Raw genomic sequence first — 16,312 nt, 5'->3', positions numbered from 1 at the left:
TACGTTGACAAACTGATGTGAACGAAAGAGCTACTGATCGCGACGTCGAGGTCGCCCCATGGACGCACTCGAGACGGATCTCGTCGACCTCGAGCGGTCAGATGGGATCGCGACGGTACGGCTGAACCGCCCGGACAAACTGAACGCGCTGACGCCCGAGATGGTCGAGGGACTCCACGAGGCGTTTTCACGACTCGCAGACGAGCAGGGGATTCCCGTTCTGCTCACTGGGACGGGTCGGGTGACCTGCGCTGGCATGGACACGGAGATCGTCTCGGGGGACTACCTCGGCGAGTATCCCGACCTCAACGAGACGCTCCAGGAGGTCTACCGCCTGGTCGAAACCCATCCCGGGCCCGTTGGCCTCGCGGGTAAGGGTGCCGTCGTCGGCGCTGCCGCGCTCCTCTCGCTGTCCTGTGAGTTCACCGTCCTCGGTGAGGAGACGTCGTTCGTGATCCCCGAGGTGAAATACGGCATCTCGCCGACGCGCGCTGCGGAACTGCTCCCCGGTCTCGTCGGTCGACACGCCGCCGCGGAGCTGTTGCTAACTGGCGAGGAGATCGACGCCGAGCGCGCCCAATCGGTGGGAATCGCGAACGACGTCGTCCCCGAAGACGAGGCCGAAGCGCGGGCGCTGGCGCTGCTCGAGCCGATCGCCGATTACGACGACGAGACGGTGGCGACGCTGGTCGACGCGCTCGCACCTGACCCACCTGCGGAGCGACGAGTCGACTCGTCGATTTAAGTGCGAGAGAATCGTCCAGCAAGTGTCCGGATCGCGACGCGAACTTACTCGTTCAGGTGTGAACGATAGCCCTTGGGCTCGAACCCGCGTCGACAGATAACTCGTTTGCGGCCGACGGTGATCGCGCTGACCTGGTCGTCGGCTTCCATCTCCTCGATGACGGCCTCGAGGCGGCTTTCCTCCCAGCCCGTCTCCTCGAGGGCGGTGTCGGCGTTGACGCGCCCGCCGCGTTCGACGAGCAGGCGCAGAATCTTGTCTTCGTCCGGGAGATCGCGCTCGTCGACGCCGTACTCGAACTGTTCGGCGTAGCTCAGCGTTTCGTCTTCACTGTTCTCGTCGTCCGTTTCCGTCGTCGTCTGGGCCTCGCTATCTTCCTCGTCTCCGGTCGATGCGCGCGGCCAGAGAGACGAGAGGCGAGCCCACAGTGTGTTGAATACCATCTTGTCGGGAATCCTCCATACGGGTCGCTGGGGTGGTGGTTGTGGTGAGGTTCAATCCACTGAGTTATATTTGTGCCGCCGGCAGTCGACTCGCCTGCGACGTTCACTTCGACGACGCCCCCATCGTGGAAGGGCTTCCACCTTGCACGGTGCAAGGATACAGGGACACAGACGAGTCCTCCGACGATCACGACCGCCGTGTCTCCTACCGACTCGAGACGCCGACCGACGCTTCGTACTCTGCGACTAGCGACTCGAGGATCTCGTGGTGGTTCGTCGAGTGCGGTGCAGCGAGCGGCGAGACGCTGATCCGCCCCTCGGCGACGGCCCGGCGATCGGTCCCCTCCGGATCGGGGATGATCTCGGGATCCATCGACTCCCAGACCCGGTCTTTGAGGCGGACGATGTCGCCGTCGCGCTCGGCGTCCATCTCGTAGCGCTTCGAGGGGCGAGTGAGTTCGATCGATGCGGGTTCGTCACCGGCCAGCGGGACGTTTACGTTCAGGTACGCCGCGTGCTCGAAGACGCCGGCCTCGAGCGCGTGTTCGGCGAGGAAGGACGTCACGCGGGTTGCTTCCTCGAAGTCTTCGGACTCGAATTCGACCGCCGAGACGGGGCCGTCCTCGATCGGAACGAACATCGAGGTCGCGATGGCGGGCACGTCGAAGAAGGCGGCCTCGACGGCGGCGCTGACGGTTCCGGACCGACCGAGGACGTACTCGCCGAGGTTCGCACCCTCGTTACAGCCCGAGACGACGAGGTCCGGAAACGGCCCGAGTTCGGCGAGGCCGGCGACGACGCAGTCGGCGGGCGTCCCGTCGACGGCGTAGCCCAGTTCGTGATCGATTACGTCCACTTCGTGGGAGATCGACCGACCGGTGGCGCTCTGGTCGTCGACGGGTGCGACGACGGTGACGTTCGCGTGCGCTGAGAGGGCATCGTACAGTGCCCGGATACCCGCGGCGTCGATCCCGTCGTCGTTGGTCAGCAGGATCTCGAGGGCGTCGCTCATGGGACATTCCTCGAGTGCAGGGCCGAAAAGCGCACCGTTTACGGTCGATCGTTTGGCCGCGTTCTGCCCCGTCCTGTTCCGATCCGGATGCCTCAGACGAGCCGATCGACGATCGTCTCCTCGTCGACGACGAGATTGTAGGCCGCTTCGTCGTCGTTCCAGAGCGCGAGCACCTGTTCGAACGCGAGGACGTCGCCGTAGTCGGCCTCGAGCAGCGGCCGGTTCAGTTCCGTCTCGCTGGTACAGACGGCGTAGTGGTCGACTCGTTCGCTCCCGTCGCTGATCTTGAACAGTGGATTGGCGTCCGACCCCTCCGAGAGCGACCGGCTGAGTTTGGCCGCGACGAGGTCGATCCGGTTGGTGACGTGGCGATCCATCGCGGCCATCGTCGCCCAGTCGCTCGTCTCGAGGTTGAGGTCGACCCGTCTGGTGCCGTCCAGCCGTAACAGCGAGTAGGAAAACTGGACGTCGACGTTGACGAACTCGCCGGGGTCGTGCTCCTCACCGCCAGCTTCTGCCTCGAGGCGCTCCTGGAACGATGGGACGGCGAGGTCGGGTCTGACGTCGAACGACCAGCCACGGTCACTCGGTCGTTCGCCGGGCCAGAGGCGGACGGTCGGGCCGTAGACTGTGACCTGCCGATCCGAACTGCCCTCGCTCCCGTCTGCGCTACCCGACAGCTGCTGGTCCTCGAGTTCGCGTTCGACCTCGCGCAGACCGATACTCGTGTTCCGATCCGCCGGCGCGATTCCGAGGACGGTGCCGTCGGGCGCGAGCAACTCGAGTGTCGAGCGGGCGACCGCCACGGGGTCCTCGAGTTCGCTCAGGACGTTACAGGCCAACACGAGGTCGAAGCCGTCGTCGGGATCGGTCGGATCGAAGCTACCGCCTTCGTCGAACGCCACGTCGGCGTCGAACGCTTCCGCGGTCGTCCGGTGAATCGTCGTGTGCACGTTGGGACCCGTTTCCGAGAGCAGTTCCTCGAGGACGTCGGCGGCCGCGCTGGGTTCGATCGCGTGGTATTCGACCAGCGCGTCCTCGGGCAGGTACTCACAGAGGCCGAGTGCGGGGCCACCGACGCCGGCGCCGACGTCGAGCACCCGGAGGCTTCGACCGAGCAATCCCCGCTCAGCGAGGTCGTCGAGGGCGTACTGGACGGCCGCGTAGTACGCCGGCAGGTGATAGATCGCGTATCCCGCCGCGACGTCCTCGTCGTACTCGACCGGTTGCCCGCCGAGGTACTGGGCCTTGAACCGGCGGATCGTCGACCGGAGCAGGTCGCCACTGGCCCCGCCGGGCCAGTCGACGCCGTATCGCTCGACCAGCAGGTCCTCGAGCCGGCGTTCGTAGACCGCCGGAAACCGCTTTACCGGCCCCTCGAGTGGCGAGACGCGGTCGTCCTCGACCGGGACGAACGTCCCATCCTCGCGCTCGAGCAACCCGAGGTCGGGGGCTTCCTCCCGGAGAAGCTGTCGCACGACGGCCGGGTGAGGGGAGCCCTCGACGTACTCACAGATCTCTTCGGGGTCGATCGGCCGCACGTTCCGGAGGTACTTCGCGTTCGAGCGAACGGCCTCACGCTGGTCGGTCATTGGTCTCGGTCCCCGGTGTCCTCAGTTGCGGAGGCCCCGGTGCCAGTATCGGCCGGCTGCCACCTGTTCGCCGCCTCACGATATAGCGCCTCGAATTCGGCAGGCCCGGCGTCGGCGATCGCACTCGCGGCGTCGGCGACCTCGTCGGCCCCCTCGAACGCCGACTGGATATCGGAGTAGACCCGGGGCGTTCCTTCCGTGAGTTGCTCGACGAGCGTCTGGAGCCCCTCGTAGATCGGCGTTTCGAACCCATCGGGAGCCGGATCCATCGCGACGGCGAACGAAAGGACTGCCGCGTGGGTCGCCGCCTGGATCGTCTCCATCGCCTCGTCGTGTTCCGCCGCGGTCGTCTCGAGCAGGTCGTTCCCCCGCTGCTCGAGTCGCTCGAGCAGGTCCTCGCTGATCGGACCCGGCTCCTCGGCGACGACGGCGATCGTCCCGGGCGTTCGTTCGGGTCCGAACAGTGGGTGGAGGCTCACCCGTTCACACTCGGGGGCGTGGGTCGCCATCGCCTCGAGCGGTTCGACCATGACTCCCGAGACGTCGACGACGGCCCGGTCGGCCCGTCCCGCGTGGTCGGCGATCGCGTCGGCGACGTGGGTCATCGGGACTGCGAGACAGACCACGTCGTAACGATCGTCGCCCTCGAGGTCGGCGACCGATCCACCGACCGCGTCGGCTGCCTGCTCCGCTCGTTCGGGGTCGACGTCGGCGAACGCGACCGTCGCGTCGACGGCGCGGCCGAACCACGTCCCCATCGCTCCCGCGCCGACGATCAGTACGTCCATCGGTCCGTGCTACCCGTCGGCGTTCTAAAAACAGTTCGATTGGAGGAGGTGAGCGACGGTCGACTGCGTGGGCTGTCGCTCACGTCCTGCAGTGGTCGAGAGAACGGTCGGTCGTGACGGCGAGTCAGTCGTCCTCGAGCGCGTCGGCGATGCGCTTGAGCGCGCGAGTCTGGTCGCGCATCTCGTCCCGAAGCTGTCGAACCTCACGGACGAGTTCCTCGTTGCCGACTTCTTCGCCGCGACCACCCGGGCCGCCCGGGCCACCGCCCATGCCACCGGGACCGCCGCCCATCATGCCGCCCATCATCTGCGCGAACGGGTTCCCGCCCCCGCCCATGCCGCCCGGGCCGCCGCCGAACGGACTCTCGGGTGCGCCACCCTCTCCCTCTTCGGCCTCCTCGGCGCGCTTTTCGCGGATCTCCTCGACGCGCTCGCGGAAGGACTTCTCCTCGCCGTCGCCACCCTCGTCGGTGGATTCGTGTTCGTCCGACATACACCCGGCTTCTTTACCGCCGCGGAAAAGGGTTGCCATCTACTGACATTGTCGGAGAGGATGGTGCTACGTCGTGTGCAACCGCCAGCCCTTTTTCCGGCCGCGACAGACTCGAGACAACCGATGACCGGATCTCCAGATGCCGACCGGCGGGCGACCGTCGCCGCCGACGCAGCCGACGCTGGTGCCGCTGTTGCGGCCGATGCGTTCCGTACCGACCTCGCGGTCGAACGCAAAGATGGCAAGGCCGACGTCGTCACCCGCGCCGACCGCGAGGCCCAGAACGCCGTGATCGACGTGATAGAGTCCGAGTACGACGAGCCGATCGTCGGCGAGGAGTCAGACGCCCTGAAGAGAGTTCCCGACAGCGGACCGGCGTGGATCGTCGACCCCATCGACGGTACGGCGAACTTCGTCGGGGGCGCTCGAACCTTCGGGACCGCCGTCGCCGCCGTCGACGACGGCGAGCCTGTCGCCAGCACCATCACCGTTCCGGCACTCGAGGACCGCTACCGACTCGTGGGCGACGGGGCCATCCGGAACGGCGACGAGATCACGGTCAGTGATTGTACGGATCCAGCGGCAGCGACCGTCTGCCCGACGTTCTGGTGGGAGTACGACGAACGCGACCAGTTCGCGGCGATGGCCCGCGAGGTCGTCACTCGTTTCGCCGACATGCGCCGCCTCGGCTGTGCTCAGCTCGAGCTCGCGATGGTCGCGACGGGTGCACTCGAGGGCATCGTGACGAACGTGCAGACGAATCCGTGGGACACCGTCGCCGGCGTCGCGCTCGTCCGGGCAGCCGGCGGCGTCGTCACGGACCTCGAGGGCAACCGCTGGCGCCACGACAGCGTGGGTCTCGTCGCCTCCAACGGCCACCTCCACGACGAACTGCTCGAGGCAGCACGGACGGCCGACGAGGCCTGACTCGGTGGGGTCGATCGGCTTTCGACCGCGTGTCACGTAACGTGAGAAATCGGAAGCGGTAAGGACTCGCCCGCGATGCGTTTCGCATATGTACGACTACGTCGAGCGGTACGGCCCGGTCAAAGTCTGGGCCGCGACCGTCCTCGTCCTCGCCGTTGGGATCGCGGCGGCGGCGATGGCCTTCCCACAGCAAGTATACCGGGATCTCATCTGGCAGTACTACTGGGGACCAGTCGTCGCCGACGCTCACGGCTGGGGCTGTATCGACTGGGCCGGCGGGCAAGAACTCCACTGTACCGAGGCCGCACAGGAGGGCGTGGCCACCGGTCCGACAGCGGCACCCGGCTACACCTTCGTCTCTTACGCCGGCTACATCCCGACGCTGGTCCTCTTCCTCGTTGGGATCGTCTTCGTCATCCAGCGCCTCGAGATCGAACGCTACCGGGCGGGCTTCTACGCGCTCTTCCCGTTCATGCTCTTCGGCGGAGCGCTGCGCGTCGTCGAGGACGCGAACGTTGCAGCCTTCCGTGACACTGGCGAACTCGCGATCGAACTCCCGTGGTCCGGCTTCCTGATCAGTCCGCTGATCTACTTTCTGGTCTTCCTCATCACACTCGTCGCCGTCGTGATCTCGGTCTGGCTCGATCGGCGGGGAACCGTCTCGGGCTACGAGTATCCCCTCGCTGCGATCGGGACGGGGCTGCTGGCGGTGACGGTTGGCTACCTCGGCTACGTCGCGGCTGTCCACGAGTACGCGACCTTCTACCCGTGGCTGTTGCTCACGACGCTCGTCGGCGCGACGATTGCGACCGCGATCACGTGGGTCGTCGTCGACCGGTTCTTCCCGAGCGTCAACCGGGGAACGGCGTACATGGGGATTATCGTCATCTGGGCGCACGCCGTCGACGGCGTCGCGAACGTAATCGGCCTCGACTGGGCGGTGGCGTTCGGCCACGATCAGAATCTCGTCCCGAAGCACCCGGTCAACGAGTGGATCGTCGAGACGACCGGCTCGGTCCTCCCGGCAGACGTCGTCGCCGTCACCGGCGAGGCGTGGCCGTTCCTCATCGTGAAGCTGATCGCACCCGTGATCGTCCTCTGGATCTTCAACGAAGAGGTCTTCGAGGAGAGCCCCCAGTACACCTACCTCCTCCTGATCACAGTCGTCGCTGTCGGCCTCGGACCCGGAACCCGCGACATGCTGCGAGCGACCTTCGGCGTCTGATCGGCGTCGATTCGGGGGCTCGGAACTGACCGCATCCGACCCGGGGCTGTCTGTGCAAGCATACCTACACAGTTCGACAGAGCCGTTTTCACCTCCAGAGAGTGTACCCAGTCGTAATGGATCAGCTGGAGGCGTTTCGTATCCTCGCAAGCGCTGATCGACAGCTCGTCCTCCACGAACTCGTACAACGCGACGGATCGATCCGTATGACCGACCTCTCGAGACAGGTGGCAGCGCGGAGACATCTCACCCGAGCGGATTACCGAGGAGCGAGTCGAGCGAGCCCACGTTCGACTGGTCCACGGTCCGCTTCCACAGCTCGAGGAGAAGGGAGTCGTCGACGTCGACTGGGAAGCGGGTGGCGTCTCGCTCACCGATACGTCGGAAATAGTAGCCACTGCAACGATTCACACACTGATCGCCGATCCGTCTGGCGATCAGGTGTGCACTGACGTGCAGTGGCTACTATAGATCAGCTGTTCGATGCCGCTGACGAGTTAGACGGCTGGCCACCCGATGACTTACTGGAACGCCCATCTCGGGGTACGTAGCAGGCGAAGCTCGGTTGGCTGTCGACCCGTATCTTTGAAGGGACGGTCGACGAATAGGGCTGTATGGACACGGGGGGAAACCGGGACCGATACCGAACCTACGGGCTGTACCTGTCACAATCCGTTCGTGAACAGCTCGAGGAGCATCTCTACGACGAAGCTGGCGTCGTCGACCTCGAGGAGTACTTCGATCCGTCCGTCTCGACGATTCCGTCCGGCGACCCTGGTGCCGATGCAACCCACGCCCTCCTCGCCTCGGTCGTCGCCGACTTCGCGACCCTGTACGACGAGGCCAACTTCGTGGCCGCACGCTCGCTCGACCACGACGCGTTCGCGTTGACGTCTCTCGCCGCGGAGCCGGAGACGATCGCGGCCGCTCGAGACCGATTCGAAGCCGCGACGATCATTCAGGAAGCCGATCTCCGGACCGTCCACACCGCCGTTCTCGACGCGTGGCTCACCGCGGAGTAGTGGCTTACCTGATCGAGAGAAACGCAGGAGATCACCATCCGCTCGCTCGCGACTACTCTCGCCTCACAAAACGGTCGACAGACCCTCGGCTCCCCCACTTACTGCGTGGGAGAAGGCGACTCCGCCTCCGCCTCGAGTTCGGCGATCGTCGCCAGCACCTCCTCGGCGTGGCCGTCCGGTGAAACGTTCTCGAAGACCGCTTCGATGCGGCCATCCGGGTCGACCACGTAGGTGTTCCGGAACACGCCATCGAAGGTGTTTCCGAACATCTGTTTCTCGCCGTAGGACTCGTAGAGGGTCGCCACCTCACCCAGTTCGTCCGAGAGGAGATCGAACGAGAGGTCGTACTCGCCAGCGAACGATTCGAGATCCGAAACGGGGTCGTCGCTGATGCCGATGACGTCGACGTTCGCGGCGGCGAAGGACTCGAGTGCGTCGTCGAACTGGCGGGCCTCGATCGTACAGCCCTCGGTGTTGGCTCTGGGATAGAAGTACACGACCAGTCGACCGTCGGCGTCCGAGCGACGGACGAGGTCGCCGTTCTGGTTCGGCAGTTCGAATTCGGGTGCATCGTCGCCTACCTCGAGCATGGAGCGGAGTTAGCGAGGGTCGTTGTATGTATTGTGGTTTCAGCCCAGTCAAAAACTGATCGCGACGGGCATCGCCGGGCCGACCCGAAGGCTGGGACGGTCACTCGAGGCGTTCGGCGGCTTCGCGCTCGACGAGCGGGGTCGCGTTCTCTTCTGGGAGCGTAACCACGTCGTCGGTCTCGAGCGTGTACTCGCGGGCGTCGACGCCGAGGATCGAGCCGAGATCCCGGGTAATTTTGACGGTCACGCGATCGACGTCGGTGGTCGTTGCGGCGTCGGTAGCTGGGCCCTCGGTTTCCTCACCCGCTTCCGACGGTCGGTCACTCCCGGCCGAGCCATCGGCCCGGGTTCGATCCGTCCCGGACGAGCGCTCCGCGGGTGGCTCTGGGTCGGTGGTCTCGGACTCGGCAGCGACAGGCTCCTCGACCGACGGTACCTCGCCGTCGCCACCCATCGCGTCGGCAGGCGACAGCCCAGCACTCGAGGGGTCCGACGGCTCGTCGAGCGGTTCGTCCGGTGGCGCTGGTGGTGGGCCACCCTGTTCGGCGGCGGCCCGTTCACCGGTCCGGGACTCGTCGCCGGTGGCCGCCGGATCGCTGGCCGTCGCGCCGGTCGCGTCGTCACGGACCTCGAGAACGTCGAGTACCCGGGATTTGTTCGACTCGATGCGCGAGACCAGGTCCTCGAAGAGGTCTTCTTCCTCTGCGGTGAGGCCCTCGTCGTCGGCGTTGAGCCCGGCCGCGGCAAGGCTCGCTTGCTTGACGAGCTTGCCCATACGACGTTCGTAGATGGCCTCGACGACGTCCCTCGCAGTCTCGATCTCGTCTGTCAGTCGGCTCACTTCGGGCGAGGAGAAGGGATCGTCGACCTGGTCGGCGATCCGGTCGCGCTCGGCCTCGAGGTCGGCGATGTACTCGCCGACTTCCCGGTAGAACGACGGACGAAGGTTCTGGAGACTGTCCTTCTGTCGTTCCGTGCTCTGGACCGAGCGCAACTCGTCTAGGTTCATTCTTTCTCCTTTTCGGCCCGTCCGCGTGCCATCAGGAAGACGGCGACGTACTCCGGTAGTGACTGGTCGCCCTCGGAGACTGTAAAGCTATCTCCTCCGAGTTCGACCTCGCCGCCGTCGGTGACGTCCACGGCGATTTCCTGTCCGTGGAAGGTCTCCGGGACGGCGTCGACGAGCGGGTCGAAGTCGACGAGTTCCTCGCGTGTGAGCCGGACCGTCTCGAGGCCGCTGCCGCCGTGAAGGCTTCCCGGGAGCCGGATGAGTCGATTGGTGTCGGTCGTGACCGGCTCGTCGATCGGCGCGTTGTCGCGCTCGACGGCCTCAGCTGCGAACCGTTCGGCGAGCTGGGCGATCGCCGTGTGGACCGTCACGTTGCCCGCCTCGAGACCCTCGCGGTTGTTCCGCGCGGCGGCGAGCGTTGCCTCGGCTTTCCCCTCTCCGATGCCGTCGAACGACTGGAGCCGCTCGAGAGCCGCTTCCTCGTCGACCGCCAGCAACTCGTCGACGAAGTCCATGAAGTGACCGTGAATTCGTTTCCCCCAGCCGCCGTCGATCCGGAGCGTCTTTCGCTCGGTGGGCGTCTTCCGGCCGAGGCCGGCGACCGTCTCGGTCTCGATCAGTTCGTCGAAGTCGAGTCCGATGCCGCGGACGTAGTCGACGATCTCGCGGCGGTGTTCCCGCTCTAAGTGCAGCACGTTCTCGTCGCGAACGTGAACGTGATAGCCCCGGCCGCCGGAGAAGACGACCTCGGTGTCCTCGAAGCCGAAATCCTCTTCGAGGAACTCGAGGAGTCGGTAGAGGGCGTCCTTGCACTTCGCGAGCATCTCCGCGTAGGTGTCCTCGCCGAGGGTGACAGAGGGGAGGTGGTCGGCGTCTAAGTCGAAGACGAGGTCGGCCGATTGCCAGTCTTTGTCGTGCATCGACGACGCCCCGGGGTCGCGAAAGCGGCCGGCCGAGAAGTAGACGTGACGCGGCCGCTTGCGAACCAGAAACTCCGAGAGATCACCCAGCTCGAGCAGCGAACGGTGGCGAACCATCGTGGTCCCGGGGCTCTCCGTCCACGGGATGAAGCCCCACTCGCGTTCGTTGGCCGCGGGCGGCGGCGTGATCTCCGTTCGCCGGTAGTGATCGCGAAATCGCCCCCGCAGATAGGCCCTCGTTCGCTCCTCCATGCGCCTCGAGTAGTCGTCAGTACTGAGGTATAATGGTGCCGGAAACCCCGTCCAGCCTCCGACGTCGGTGGCCGGAACGTATCAGCGCCGCATCAGTTCCGAGATACGATCGGTGATTCCGGTGTCGGCCCCGAGTTTCAGGTAGTAGGCGTCGCCGCCGTCCTCGTAGTAGTTGTCGATGCGCCGCCTGATCTCGAATCCGAGGTGTTCGTAGAACTGGAGGGCGTTCTCGTTGGTCGTCCGGGCGTGGCAGGTGACGGTGTCGTGGTCGTCGGCGACGCGAGCGACGAGGTTCTTGCCGATTCCCTCGCCCTGGTGGGTGGGATCGACCGCGAGAAAGAGAATGTAGCCGTCGCGCCTGACGGCCGCGAAGCCGATCAGGTCGCCGTTCTGGAGGTAACAGTGGACCGTCGAGCGACGATAGGCGTCTGTAAAAAAGTCCCGTCGCTGTTTGAGCACCCCCTCGCGACGATTGATCTCCTCTTTTAAGTCCCAGGCGTCGTCGACGAAGTCGTCACTCCCCGGGGTGACGACGCGACTGTCGATGTTGACGCTCACTACCACGACCTAACATGGTCGAGAATATAATTCCACCGGCAGGCAAGCCTCGAGAACGTCTGACGCCGTCGACAGATCGACCCCCGACCGTCTGTACGTCTCGCGGTCTCGGAACGTTCGAGATTGAACAGTTCGGTGAATCGACGGGCATACCACCTTGGACACCGTAGGACCGACAGAATGGAGTACGAACTTCGCGAGCACACCGCCGACGTGGCCGTCGCAGCCACCGGCGAGACGCTCGAGTCGGTCTTCGCTGCGGTCGCCGAGGGGTTCGTCGCGGCGTCGCTCGAGTCGGTCCCCGACGGCGGCGAGCGCTTCTCGGTGTCGGTGACCGCCGAATCGCGCGAGGCGCTGCTGTTCGATTACCTCGACGAACTCGTCTACCTGCGCGACGTCCGGGACGAACTCCCAGTCAACCACGAGGTGGCAGCGATCGACGGCCCGGCGAGTGACCCCTCGAGTTCCGAGGGCGGTGGCGGCGACGAACCGAACGACGTCGCCGACGATCTGGATGCCTGGTCGCTCGAGGCCACCGCTCGCGGCGTCTCGCTCGCCGACGTCGCCGCCCGTGAGGTCAAGGCCGTCACCTACTCCGAAATGCGACTCGAGCCGACGGACTCGGGCTGGGAAGCGTACGTCGTCTTCGATATGTGAGCGAACCGGCGCGTCGCTCGATCATCGGTCGAGGCCATCGACGGTCGTCGAGTAGGTGTCGCCGAAGACGTGATGTTCGGTCGCCGAGACGCGACGAAGGCCGTCTGGAGCGTCGACCTCGAGACGGTAGCCAGCGTGGACGAGGTCGTCCGTGCAGCCCCCGAATCCGGACCCGTCGTCGGCGGCGACGACGAGCAGATCCAGCCTTGCCTGTGACCGTTCGTACGCTGCGTGGGCCAGGTCCACGGTTCCACACTCGCTCGAGCCGTGCTCGACCGTCCCGCGGACGGTGACGGTGCCATCGTCGACGGATACCTGTGGGTCCTCGTCGTGGGCGAGGTCTGCGGAGACGCGTTCGAACGACGGGTCGACGCTCGAGCCGACGAACGGCATCCGGTTCAGGCAGCCGGCCGTTGCGCCCATCGTTCCGGCGGCAGCCGCGAGTAACGTTCGCCTGTACACGGGTCGACCGACGAGCGGCCGGCCGTTGAATCTACCGTCTGGTCGCGCCATGGCAGTGGCAGGGTCCGACCGGTTCCAGCCACCTCGTCTATCGGTCAGGCGACCGAAGAGACGAACACCTTTCATCGTCGCGGACGGACCCCCTACACATGACCAACCGAACGTTCGATGCCGACGGCGTCACGCTCGAGCAGGTGCGCGAGCACGTCTGGGAGATTCCCCGGACGGGAGACATGCGCGTTCCCGCACGCGTACTCGCCAGCGAGGCGCTGCTCGAGGAGATTTCCGACGACAAGACCCTCGAACAGTTACAGAATACGACCCACCTGCCAGGGATCGCAAACTACGCGATCTGTATGCCCGACGGCCACCAGGGCTACGGCTTCCCGGTCGGCGGTGTCGGTGCGATGGACGTCGAGACGGGCTGTATCTCGCCCGGCTCGGTCGGCTACGACATCAACTGCGGTGTCCGCATGATGCGGACCAGTCTGACCTACAGCGACCTGCAGGATCGCGAGGAAGAGCTCGTCGACTCGCTGTTTGCCAATATCCCGTCGGGACTCGGTGGCGGCGGCATCGTCGACGGCGACGTCGACACCGTCGAAGAGATCCTCGCCCGCGGCGTCGACTGGGCGCTCGAGCACGGCCACGCCGTCGAGGACGACCTGCTGCACTGCGAGGACGAGGGGATGCGCGAGGAAGCCGACCCCTCGAAAGTGAGCCAGAAGGCCAAAGATCGCGGGAAGAACCAGATCGGCTCGCTCGGGTCGGGGAACCACTTTCTCGAGGTTCAGCGCGTGACCGACGTCTTCGACGCAGCGGTCGGCGAGGCCTACGGGCTCGAGGAAGACCAGATCGTGGTCCTCATCCACTGTGGGTCCCGGGGGCTGGGTCACCAGACGTGTAACGACTACCTGCGGAAGATCGAACAGCAACACAGGGGACTACTCGACAAACTACCGGACAAGGAACTCGCGGCGGCGCCTGCAGGCTCGCAACTCGCCGAGGACTACTACGGAGCGATGAACGCCGCGATCAACTTCGCGTGGGTCAACCGGCAGGTGATCATGCACCGCGTCCGCAAGGTCTTCGAACGCGTGTTCGACCGCTCGTGGGAGGACATGGAGATGGAACTGCTGTACGACGTCGCCCACAACATCGCGAAAAAAGAGTACCACGAGGTCGACGTCGGCCCCGACGGCACGCCCGCAGTCGGCGACGAGGTCGTCGGTCGCGAGGAACGCGAACTCTACGTCCACCGGAAAGGTGCGACGCGGGCGTTCCCCGCCGGCCACCCCGAGGTCCCGAAGGCCTACCGCGACGTCGGCCAGCCGGTCATCATTCCCGGCAGTATGGGCGCGGGGAACTACGTCCTGCGCGGCGGCGAGAACTCGATGGAGCTGACGTTCGGCTCGACCGCCCACGGTGCCGGCCGCCTGATGAGCCGCACACAGGCGAAAAACGAGTACTGGGGCGGCGACGTCCAGCAGCAACTCCGCGATCAGGACCAGATCTACGTCAAGGCACAGTCCGGCGCGACCGTCGCCGAGGAGGCTCCGGGCGTCTACAAGGACGTCGACGAGGTCGTCGGCGTCTCCGACGCACTCGGCATCGGCGACAAGGTCGCCCGGACCTTCCCCGTCTGTAACATCAAGGGGTGACGCCGGTGAGCCCAGCAGACGAGTCCGGTCCCGGAAGCAAGGATCCGACCGTGATTCGCTCGCTCGCCGTCTCGAGCGAGGACGCAGTCGACGCGTTCCTCTACGGCCGGGAGAACCCGGGTGAGAGCGTCCTGCGGGTGACGCCGCCGTTTCACGGACGGATGCGTGCACGCCTGCACGTCTACCACGTCGACGACGCCCCGCTGACGGGGGCGATCCACCTCGAGCCGTCGACCGTCCTCGAGTCCGCCGTCGTCGAGGGGTACCCGTCGCTCGAGACCGCACTCGAGGGCGTCGACGGAGGGGAACGTGCCGATCCGGGGGAAGTACAACCGGCAGCCAGCGCCGACGCGGTCAGGGAACGCCACGCGGCCGCCGTCGAACAGTGGCGCGAGCGAGCGCTGTCGGCGCTCGTCGATTCCGTCACGCTCGAGACGCCGGCCGGCCCGCATCAAGTCGACGTCAAGCCGCTCGGCTGATCGGTGTGGACGTCCCGTGAGAATTCCTTGCGGGGTCAGTCGTCGTCTTCGTCTTCCACGTACGACTCGAGGTCGTCGTGGGCCAGCGGATACCGGTCCATCTCGCCGTCGTCGCCGGGCAAGGTACGCGCTTTGAGAATCCCGTCTGCCGCCTCTTCGCCGTCCCACTCGCTGTAATAGTTGCCCAGTTCGCGCTCGCGATCGTACAGTGTGAGGTCGTCGGCCGGGAACGACGAGAGGTCGCCGCTGTCGGTCGTGATCCGGACGTCGCCGCCGACGAAGGCGTTCAGGTAGATGTCGGTTGCTGGCGCGCCGTCGATGATCCAGCGGGTACTCGAGGGGACGTCGAAGACGTTGAGCTCGAATTTGTCGATGTAGGAGCCGTCCTGATTGGAGCGGACCGTCCCGTGGATCACCGAATCTGTGATATCGACCCGGTAGGAACTCGAGATCGAGATCGCCTGGCGACTGTCGGGCTGTGGTTCGATCACGCAGTTCTCGACGCGGCCGTGTCCGGTGACGTTCAGGCCGCCGTCGAGGTCACAGCGGATCAGCGTCACGTTGTTCAGGTTGGCCGTGCCCTCGATCACGCTGTCTGTGACCCAGCCGTTGTCACTCCGGAGCTGACCGTCGAACTGGCAGCGGCGAGCGGTGATCCGGGAGCCTCTGACGGTCCCCATGAAGTGACAGTCCCGCGGTGAGAGTTCGTGTGCGAGGGCGTCGTAGAAGACACTCTCGGTGGCGCTGACCGGTCCATCGAGCGAGCCGTGGACGGTACAGAAGTTGACGTCGCTCTGTGCCTCCGAATAGCTGTCGGCGTCGCCGTCGTACTCGCCGTCGTATTCGTCGAGTTCGTCGTCGTCGATCCGGGCGAACGTGACGTCCTCGGGTACGTCGAGTGTGAGGTGCCAGAACCCCGGTGGACCGTCTTCCGGCTTGAATCGCTGGGGGCCGCGGACGACGAACGACCGAGCCTCCGGTGTGACGAACTCGAGGGTCGTCTCCTCGTCCGGATCGCCGACGTACGTGTAGGTTTTCGTCAGGTCCTCGCCGTCGCCGGCTCTGGCGTTGTCGACGTCGGGCTGGAGCGTGTGTGTGCCGGGCTCGAGGCCGATTACGTCGCCGGACTCGAGGGCGTCGTAGGCCTGCTGGACGGTCTCGTAGTCGGCGTCGTCGCTGTCGCCGACGGTGAAGTCCGGTTCAGGGGCCTCGGTCCCCGAGACGGTCGCGTCGGGATCGCCGTCGTCGCCGCCACCGTTCCCGCCGCCGTCGCCGCCGTCGAACTCCTCGGCGGTCGGATCGGTCTCGAGACAGCCGGCAGCCCCGACCACAGCGAGGCTCGAGCCGAGGAGAAACGACCGCCGTCCGAATCCAGTTCCCTCCAGCGAGTCACCCATACATTCTCCAAGAGAGGAATATGTAATAAGCCTTGTTCGTCGCGCTGAATTAGTAACAAAGCGACAGGATCGAACGGTCCAGG

The 16,312-nt window shown here is 65.7% G+C and carries 18 protein-coding genes; 7 read left to right on the top strand and 11 right to left on the bottom strand.

Annotated features, from left to right (window positions below):
- The first annotated feature begins 58 nt into the window (after window positions 1-58).
- Window positions 59-745, top strand: coding sequence for an enoyl-CoA hydratase/isomerase family protein (locus B1756_RS16525; RefSeq protein WP_086889548.1), 687 nt, complete (start codon window positions 59-61; stop codon window positions 743-745).
- 44 nt (window positions 746-789) lie between these two features.
- Here the strand turns inward: B1756_RS16525 and B1756_RS16520 are convergent, their stop codons facing one another.
- The 5 genes from B1756_RS16520 to B1756_RS16500 all read right to left on the bottom strand — a co-directional run bounded on the left by B1756_RS16520 (window position 790) and on the right by B1756_RS16500 (window position 5,109).
- Complete coding sequence (locus B1756_RS16520) at window positions 790-1,185, bottom strand: helix-turn-helix transcriptional regulator (RefSeq protein ID WP_086889547.1); 396 nt, start codon at window positions 1,183-1,185, stop codon at window positions 790-792.
- Window positions 1,186-1,390: 205 nt separating this feature from the next.
- Complete coding sequence (gene surE / locus B1756_RS16515; RefSeq protein WP_086889546.1) at window positions 1,391-2,197, bottom strand: 5'/3'-nucleotidase SurE; 807 nt, start codon at window positions 2,195-2,197, stop codon at window positions 1,391-1,393.
- Window positions 2,198-2,289: 92 nt separating this feature from the next.
- Window positions 2,290-3,789, bottom strand: coding sequence for a small ribosomal subunit Rsm22 family protein (locus B1756_RS16510; protein WP_086889545.1), 1,500 nt, complete (start codon window positions 3,787-3,789; stop codon window positions 2,290-2,292).
- On the bottom strand, window positions 3,786-4,577 hold the full coding sequence (locus tag B1756_RS16505; RefSeq protein WP_086889544.1) for a prephenate dehydrogenase/arogenate dehydrogenase family protein: 792 nt from the start codon (window positions 4,575-4,577) through the stop codon (window positions 3,786-3,788). Before B1756_RS16505 ends, B1756_RS16510 begins: the two co-directional genes overlap by 4 nt.
- A 124-nt stretch (window positions 4,578-4,701) precedes the next feature.
- A complete protein-coding gene (locus B1756_RS16500; RefSeq protein ID WP_186336473.1) occupies window positions 4,702-5,109 on the bottom strand; it encodes a hypothetical protein in 408 nt (135 codons plus the stop codon).
- Window positions 5,110-5,193: 84 nt separating this feature from the next.
- Here B1756_RS16500 and B1756_RS16495 point away from each other — a divergent pair, with 84 nt between their 5' ends.
- The 3 genes from B1756_RS16495 to B1756_RS16480 all read left to right on the top strand — a co-directional run bounded on the left by B1756_RS16495 (window position 5,194) and on the right by B1756_RS16480 (window position 8,244).
- The gene (locus tag B1756_RS16495; RefSeq protein WP_086889542.1) at window positions 5,194-5,997 is read left to right on the top strand and encodes an inositol monophosphatase family protein; all 804 of its coding nucleotides are present in this window, start codon (window positions 5,194-5,196) and stop codon (window positions 5,995-5,997) included.
- Between the two features lie 88 nt (window positions 5,998-6,085).
- Window positions 6,086-7,222 (top strand): DUF63 family protein, encoded by a 1,137-nt coding sequence (locus tag B1756_RS16490; protein WP_086889541.1) that lies wholly within the window; start codon window positions 6,086-6,088, stop codon window positions 7,220-7,222.
- A 614-nt stretch (window positions 7,223-7,836) separates the two neighbouring features.
- Window positions 7,837-8,244: a hypothetical protein gene (locus B1756_RS16480; protein ID WP_086889540.1), complete on the top strand. Its 408-nt coding sequence runs from the start codon at window positions 7,837-7,839 to the stop codon at window positions 8,242-8,244.
- A 98-nt stretch (window positions 8,245-8,342) separates the two neighbouring features.
- On the opposite strand, the gene B1756_RS16475 is transcribed toward B1756_RS16480, so the two are convergent.
- The 4 genes from B1756_RS16475 to B1756_RS16460 all read right to left on the bottom strand — a co-directional run bounded on the left by B1756_RS16475 (window position 8,343) and on the right by B1756_RS16460 (window position 11,573).
- On the bottom strand, window positions 8,343-8,834 hold the full coding sequence (locus B1756_RS16475) for a peroxiredoxin (protein WP_086889539.1): 492 nt from the start codon (window positions 8,832-8,834) through the stop codon (window positions 8,343-8,345).
- Between the two features lie 100 nt (window positions 8,835-8,934).
- Window positions 8,935-9,843, bottom strand: coding sequence for a DNA replication complex subunit Gins51 (locus B1756_RS16470; protein WP_086889538.1), 909 nt, complete (start codon window positions 9,841-9,843; stop codon window positions 8,935-8,937).
- Window positions 9,840-11,015 carry a DNA primase small subunit PriS gene (gene priS, locus B1756_RS16465; RefSeq protein WP_086889537.1) on the bottom strand — a complete coding sequence of 392 codons (1,176 nt, stop codon included), beginning with the start codon at window positions 11,013-11,015 and terminating at the stop codon, window positions 9,840-9,842. Before priS ends, B1756_RS16470 begins: the two co-directional genes overlap by 4 nt.
- An 81-nt stretch (window positions 11,016-11,096) precedes the next feature.
- Window positions 11,097-11,573, bottom strand: a complete 477-nt coding sequence (locus B1756_RS16460; protein ID WP_086889536.1) for a GNAT family N-acetyltransferase — start codon at window positions 11,571-11,573, stop codon at window positions 11,097-11,099.
- A gap of 180 nt (window positions 11,574-11,753) precedes the next feature.
- Here B1756_RS16460 and B1756_RS16455 point away from each other — a divergent pair, with 180 nt between their 5' ends.
- Window positions 11,754-12,230 carry an archease gene (locus tag B1756_RS16455; RefSeq protein WP_086889535.1) on the top strand — a complete coding sequence of 159 codons (477 nt, stop codon included), beginning with the start codon at window positions 11,754-11,756 and terminating at the stop codon, window positions 12,228-12,230.
- Window positions 12,231-12,251: 21 nt separating this feature from the next.
- On the opposite strand, the gene B1756_RS16450 is transcribed toward B1756_RS16455, so the two are convergent.
- A complete protein-coding gene (locus B1756_RS16450) occupies window positions 12,252-12,692 on the bottom strand; it encodes a hypothetical protein (protein ID WP_086890232.1) in 441 nt (146 codons plus the stop codon).
- A gap of 149 nt (window positions 12,693-12,841) precedes the next feature.
- Here B1756_RS16450 and B1756_RS16445 point away from each other — a divergent pair, with 149 nt between their 5' ends.
- Both B1756_RS16445 and B1756_RS16440 read left to right on the top strand, forming a co-directional pair.
- Window positions 12,842-14,353: an RtcB family protein gene (locus B1756_RS16445; RefSeq protein WP_086889534.1), complete on the top strand. Its 1,512-nt coding sequence runs from the start codon at window positions 12,842-12,844 to the stop codon at window positions 14,351-14,353.
- Between the two features lie 5 nt (window positions 14,354-14,358).
- A complete protein-coding gene (locus B1756_RS16440; protein ID WP_086890231.1) occupies window positions 14,359-14,832 on the top strand; it encodes a DUF8009 family protein in 474 nt (157 codons plus the stop codon).
- A gap of 35 nt (window positions 14,833-14,867) precedes the next feature.
- On the opposite strand, the gene B1756_RS16435 is transcribed toward B1756_RS16440, so the two are convergent.
- A complete protein-coding gene (locus B1756_RS16435; RefSeq protein ID WP_086889533.1) occupies window positions 14,868-16,229 on the bottom strand; it encodes a right-handed parallel beta-helix repeat-containing protein in 1,362 nt (453 codons plus the stop codon).
- Window positions 16,230-16,312: the final 83 nt, after the last annotated feature.

The organism is Natrarchaeobaculum aegyptiacum, assembly GCF_002156705.1.
Taxonomy (GTDB): Archaea; Halobacteriota; Halobacteria; order Halobacteriales; family Natrialbaceae; genus Natrarchaeobaculum; species Natrarchaeobaculum aegyptiacum.
The sequence above is the reverse complement of the archived record's forward strand: the minus strand, read 5'-3'. Positions and strand labels throughout refer to the sequence as shown.

Excerpts from the sequence above, each read along its gene's own strand:
- B1756_RS16445 (WP_086889534.1), top strand. The coding sequence starts at position 12,842 with ATGACCAACCGAACGTTCGATGCCGACGGCGTCACGCTCGAGCAGGTG.
- B1756_RS16475 (WP_086889539.1), bottom strand. The coding sequence starts at position 8,834 with ATGCTCGAGGTAGGCGACGATGCACCCGAATTCGAACTGCCGAACCAG.
- B1756_RS16495 (WP_086889542.1), top strand. The coding sequence starts at position 5,194 with ATGACCGGATCTCCAGATGCCGACCGGCGGGCGACCGTCGCCGCCGAC.
- B1756_RS16510 (WP_086889545.1), bottom strand. The coding sequence starts at position 3,789 with ATGACCGACCAGCGTGAGGCCGTTCGCTCGAACGCGAAGTACCTCCGG.
- B1756_RS16435 (WP_086889533.1), bottom strand. The coding sequence starts at position 16,229 with ATGGGTGACTCGCTGGAGGGAACTGGATTCGGACGGCGGTCGTTTCTC.
- B1756_RS16490 (WP_086889541.1), top strand. The coding sequence starts at position 6,086 with ATGTACGACTACGTCGAGCGGTACGGCCCGGTCAAAGTCTGGGCCGCG.
- B1756_RS16525 (WP_086889548.1), top strand. The coding sequence starts at position 59 with ATGGACGCACTCGAGACGGATCTCGTCGACCTCGAGCGGTCAGATGGG.
- surE (WP_086889546.1), bottom strand. The coding sequence starts at position 2,197 with ATGAGCGACGCCCTCGAGATCCTGCTGACCAACGACGACGGGATCGAC.
- B1756_RS16470 (WP_086889538.1), bottom strand. The coding sequence starts at position 9,843 with ATGAACCTAGACGAGTTGCGCTCGGTCCAGAGCACGGAACGACAGAAG.
- priS (WP_086889537.1), bottom strand. The coding sequence starts at position 11,015 with ATGGAGGAGCGAACGAGGGCCTATCTGCGGGGGCGATTTCGCGATCAC.
- B1756_RS16505 (WP_086889544.1), bottom strand. The coding sequence starts at position 4,577 with ATGGACGTACTGATCGTCGGCGCGGGAGCGATGGGGACGTGGTTCGGC.
- B1756_RS16520 (WP_086889547.1), bottom strand. The coding sequence starts at position 1,185 with ATGGTATTCAACACACTGTGGGCTCGCCTCTCGTCTCTCTGGCCGCGC.
- B1756_RS16455 (WP_086889535.1), top strand. The coding sequence starts at position 11,754 with ATGGAGTACGAACTTCGCGAGCACACCGCCGACGTGGCCGTCGCAGCC.
- B1756_RS16500 (WP_186336473.1), bottom strand. The coding sequence starts at position 5,109 with ATGGCAACCCTTTTCCGCGGCGGTAAAGAAGCCGGGTGTATGTCGGAC.
- B1756_RS16480 (WP_086889540.1), top strand. The coding sequence starts at position 7,837 with ATGGACACGGGGGGAAACCGGGACCGATACCGAACCTACGGGCTGTAC.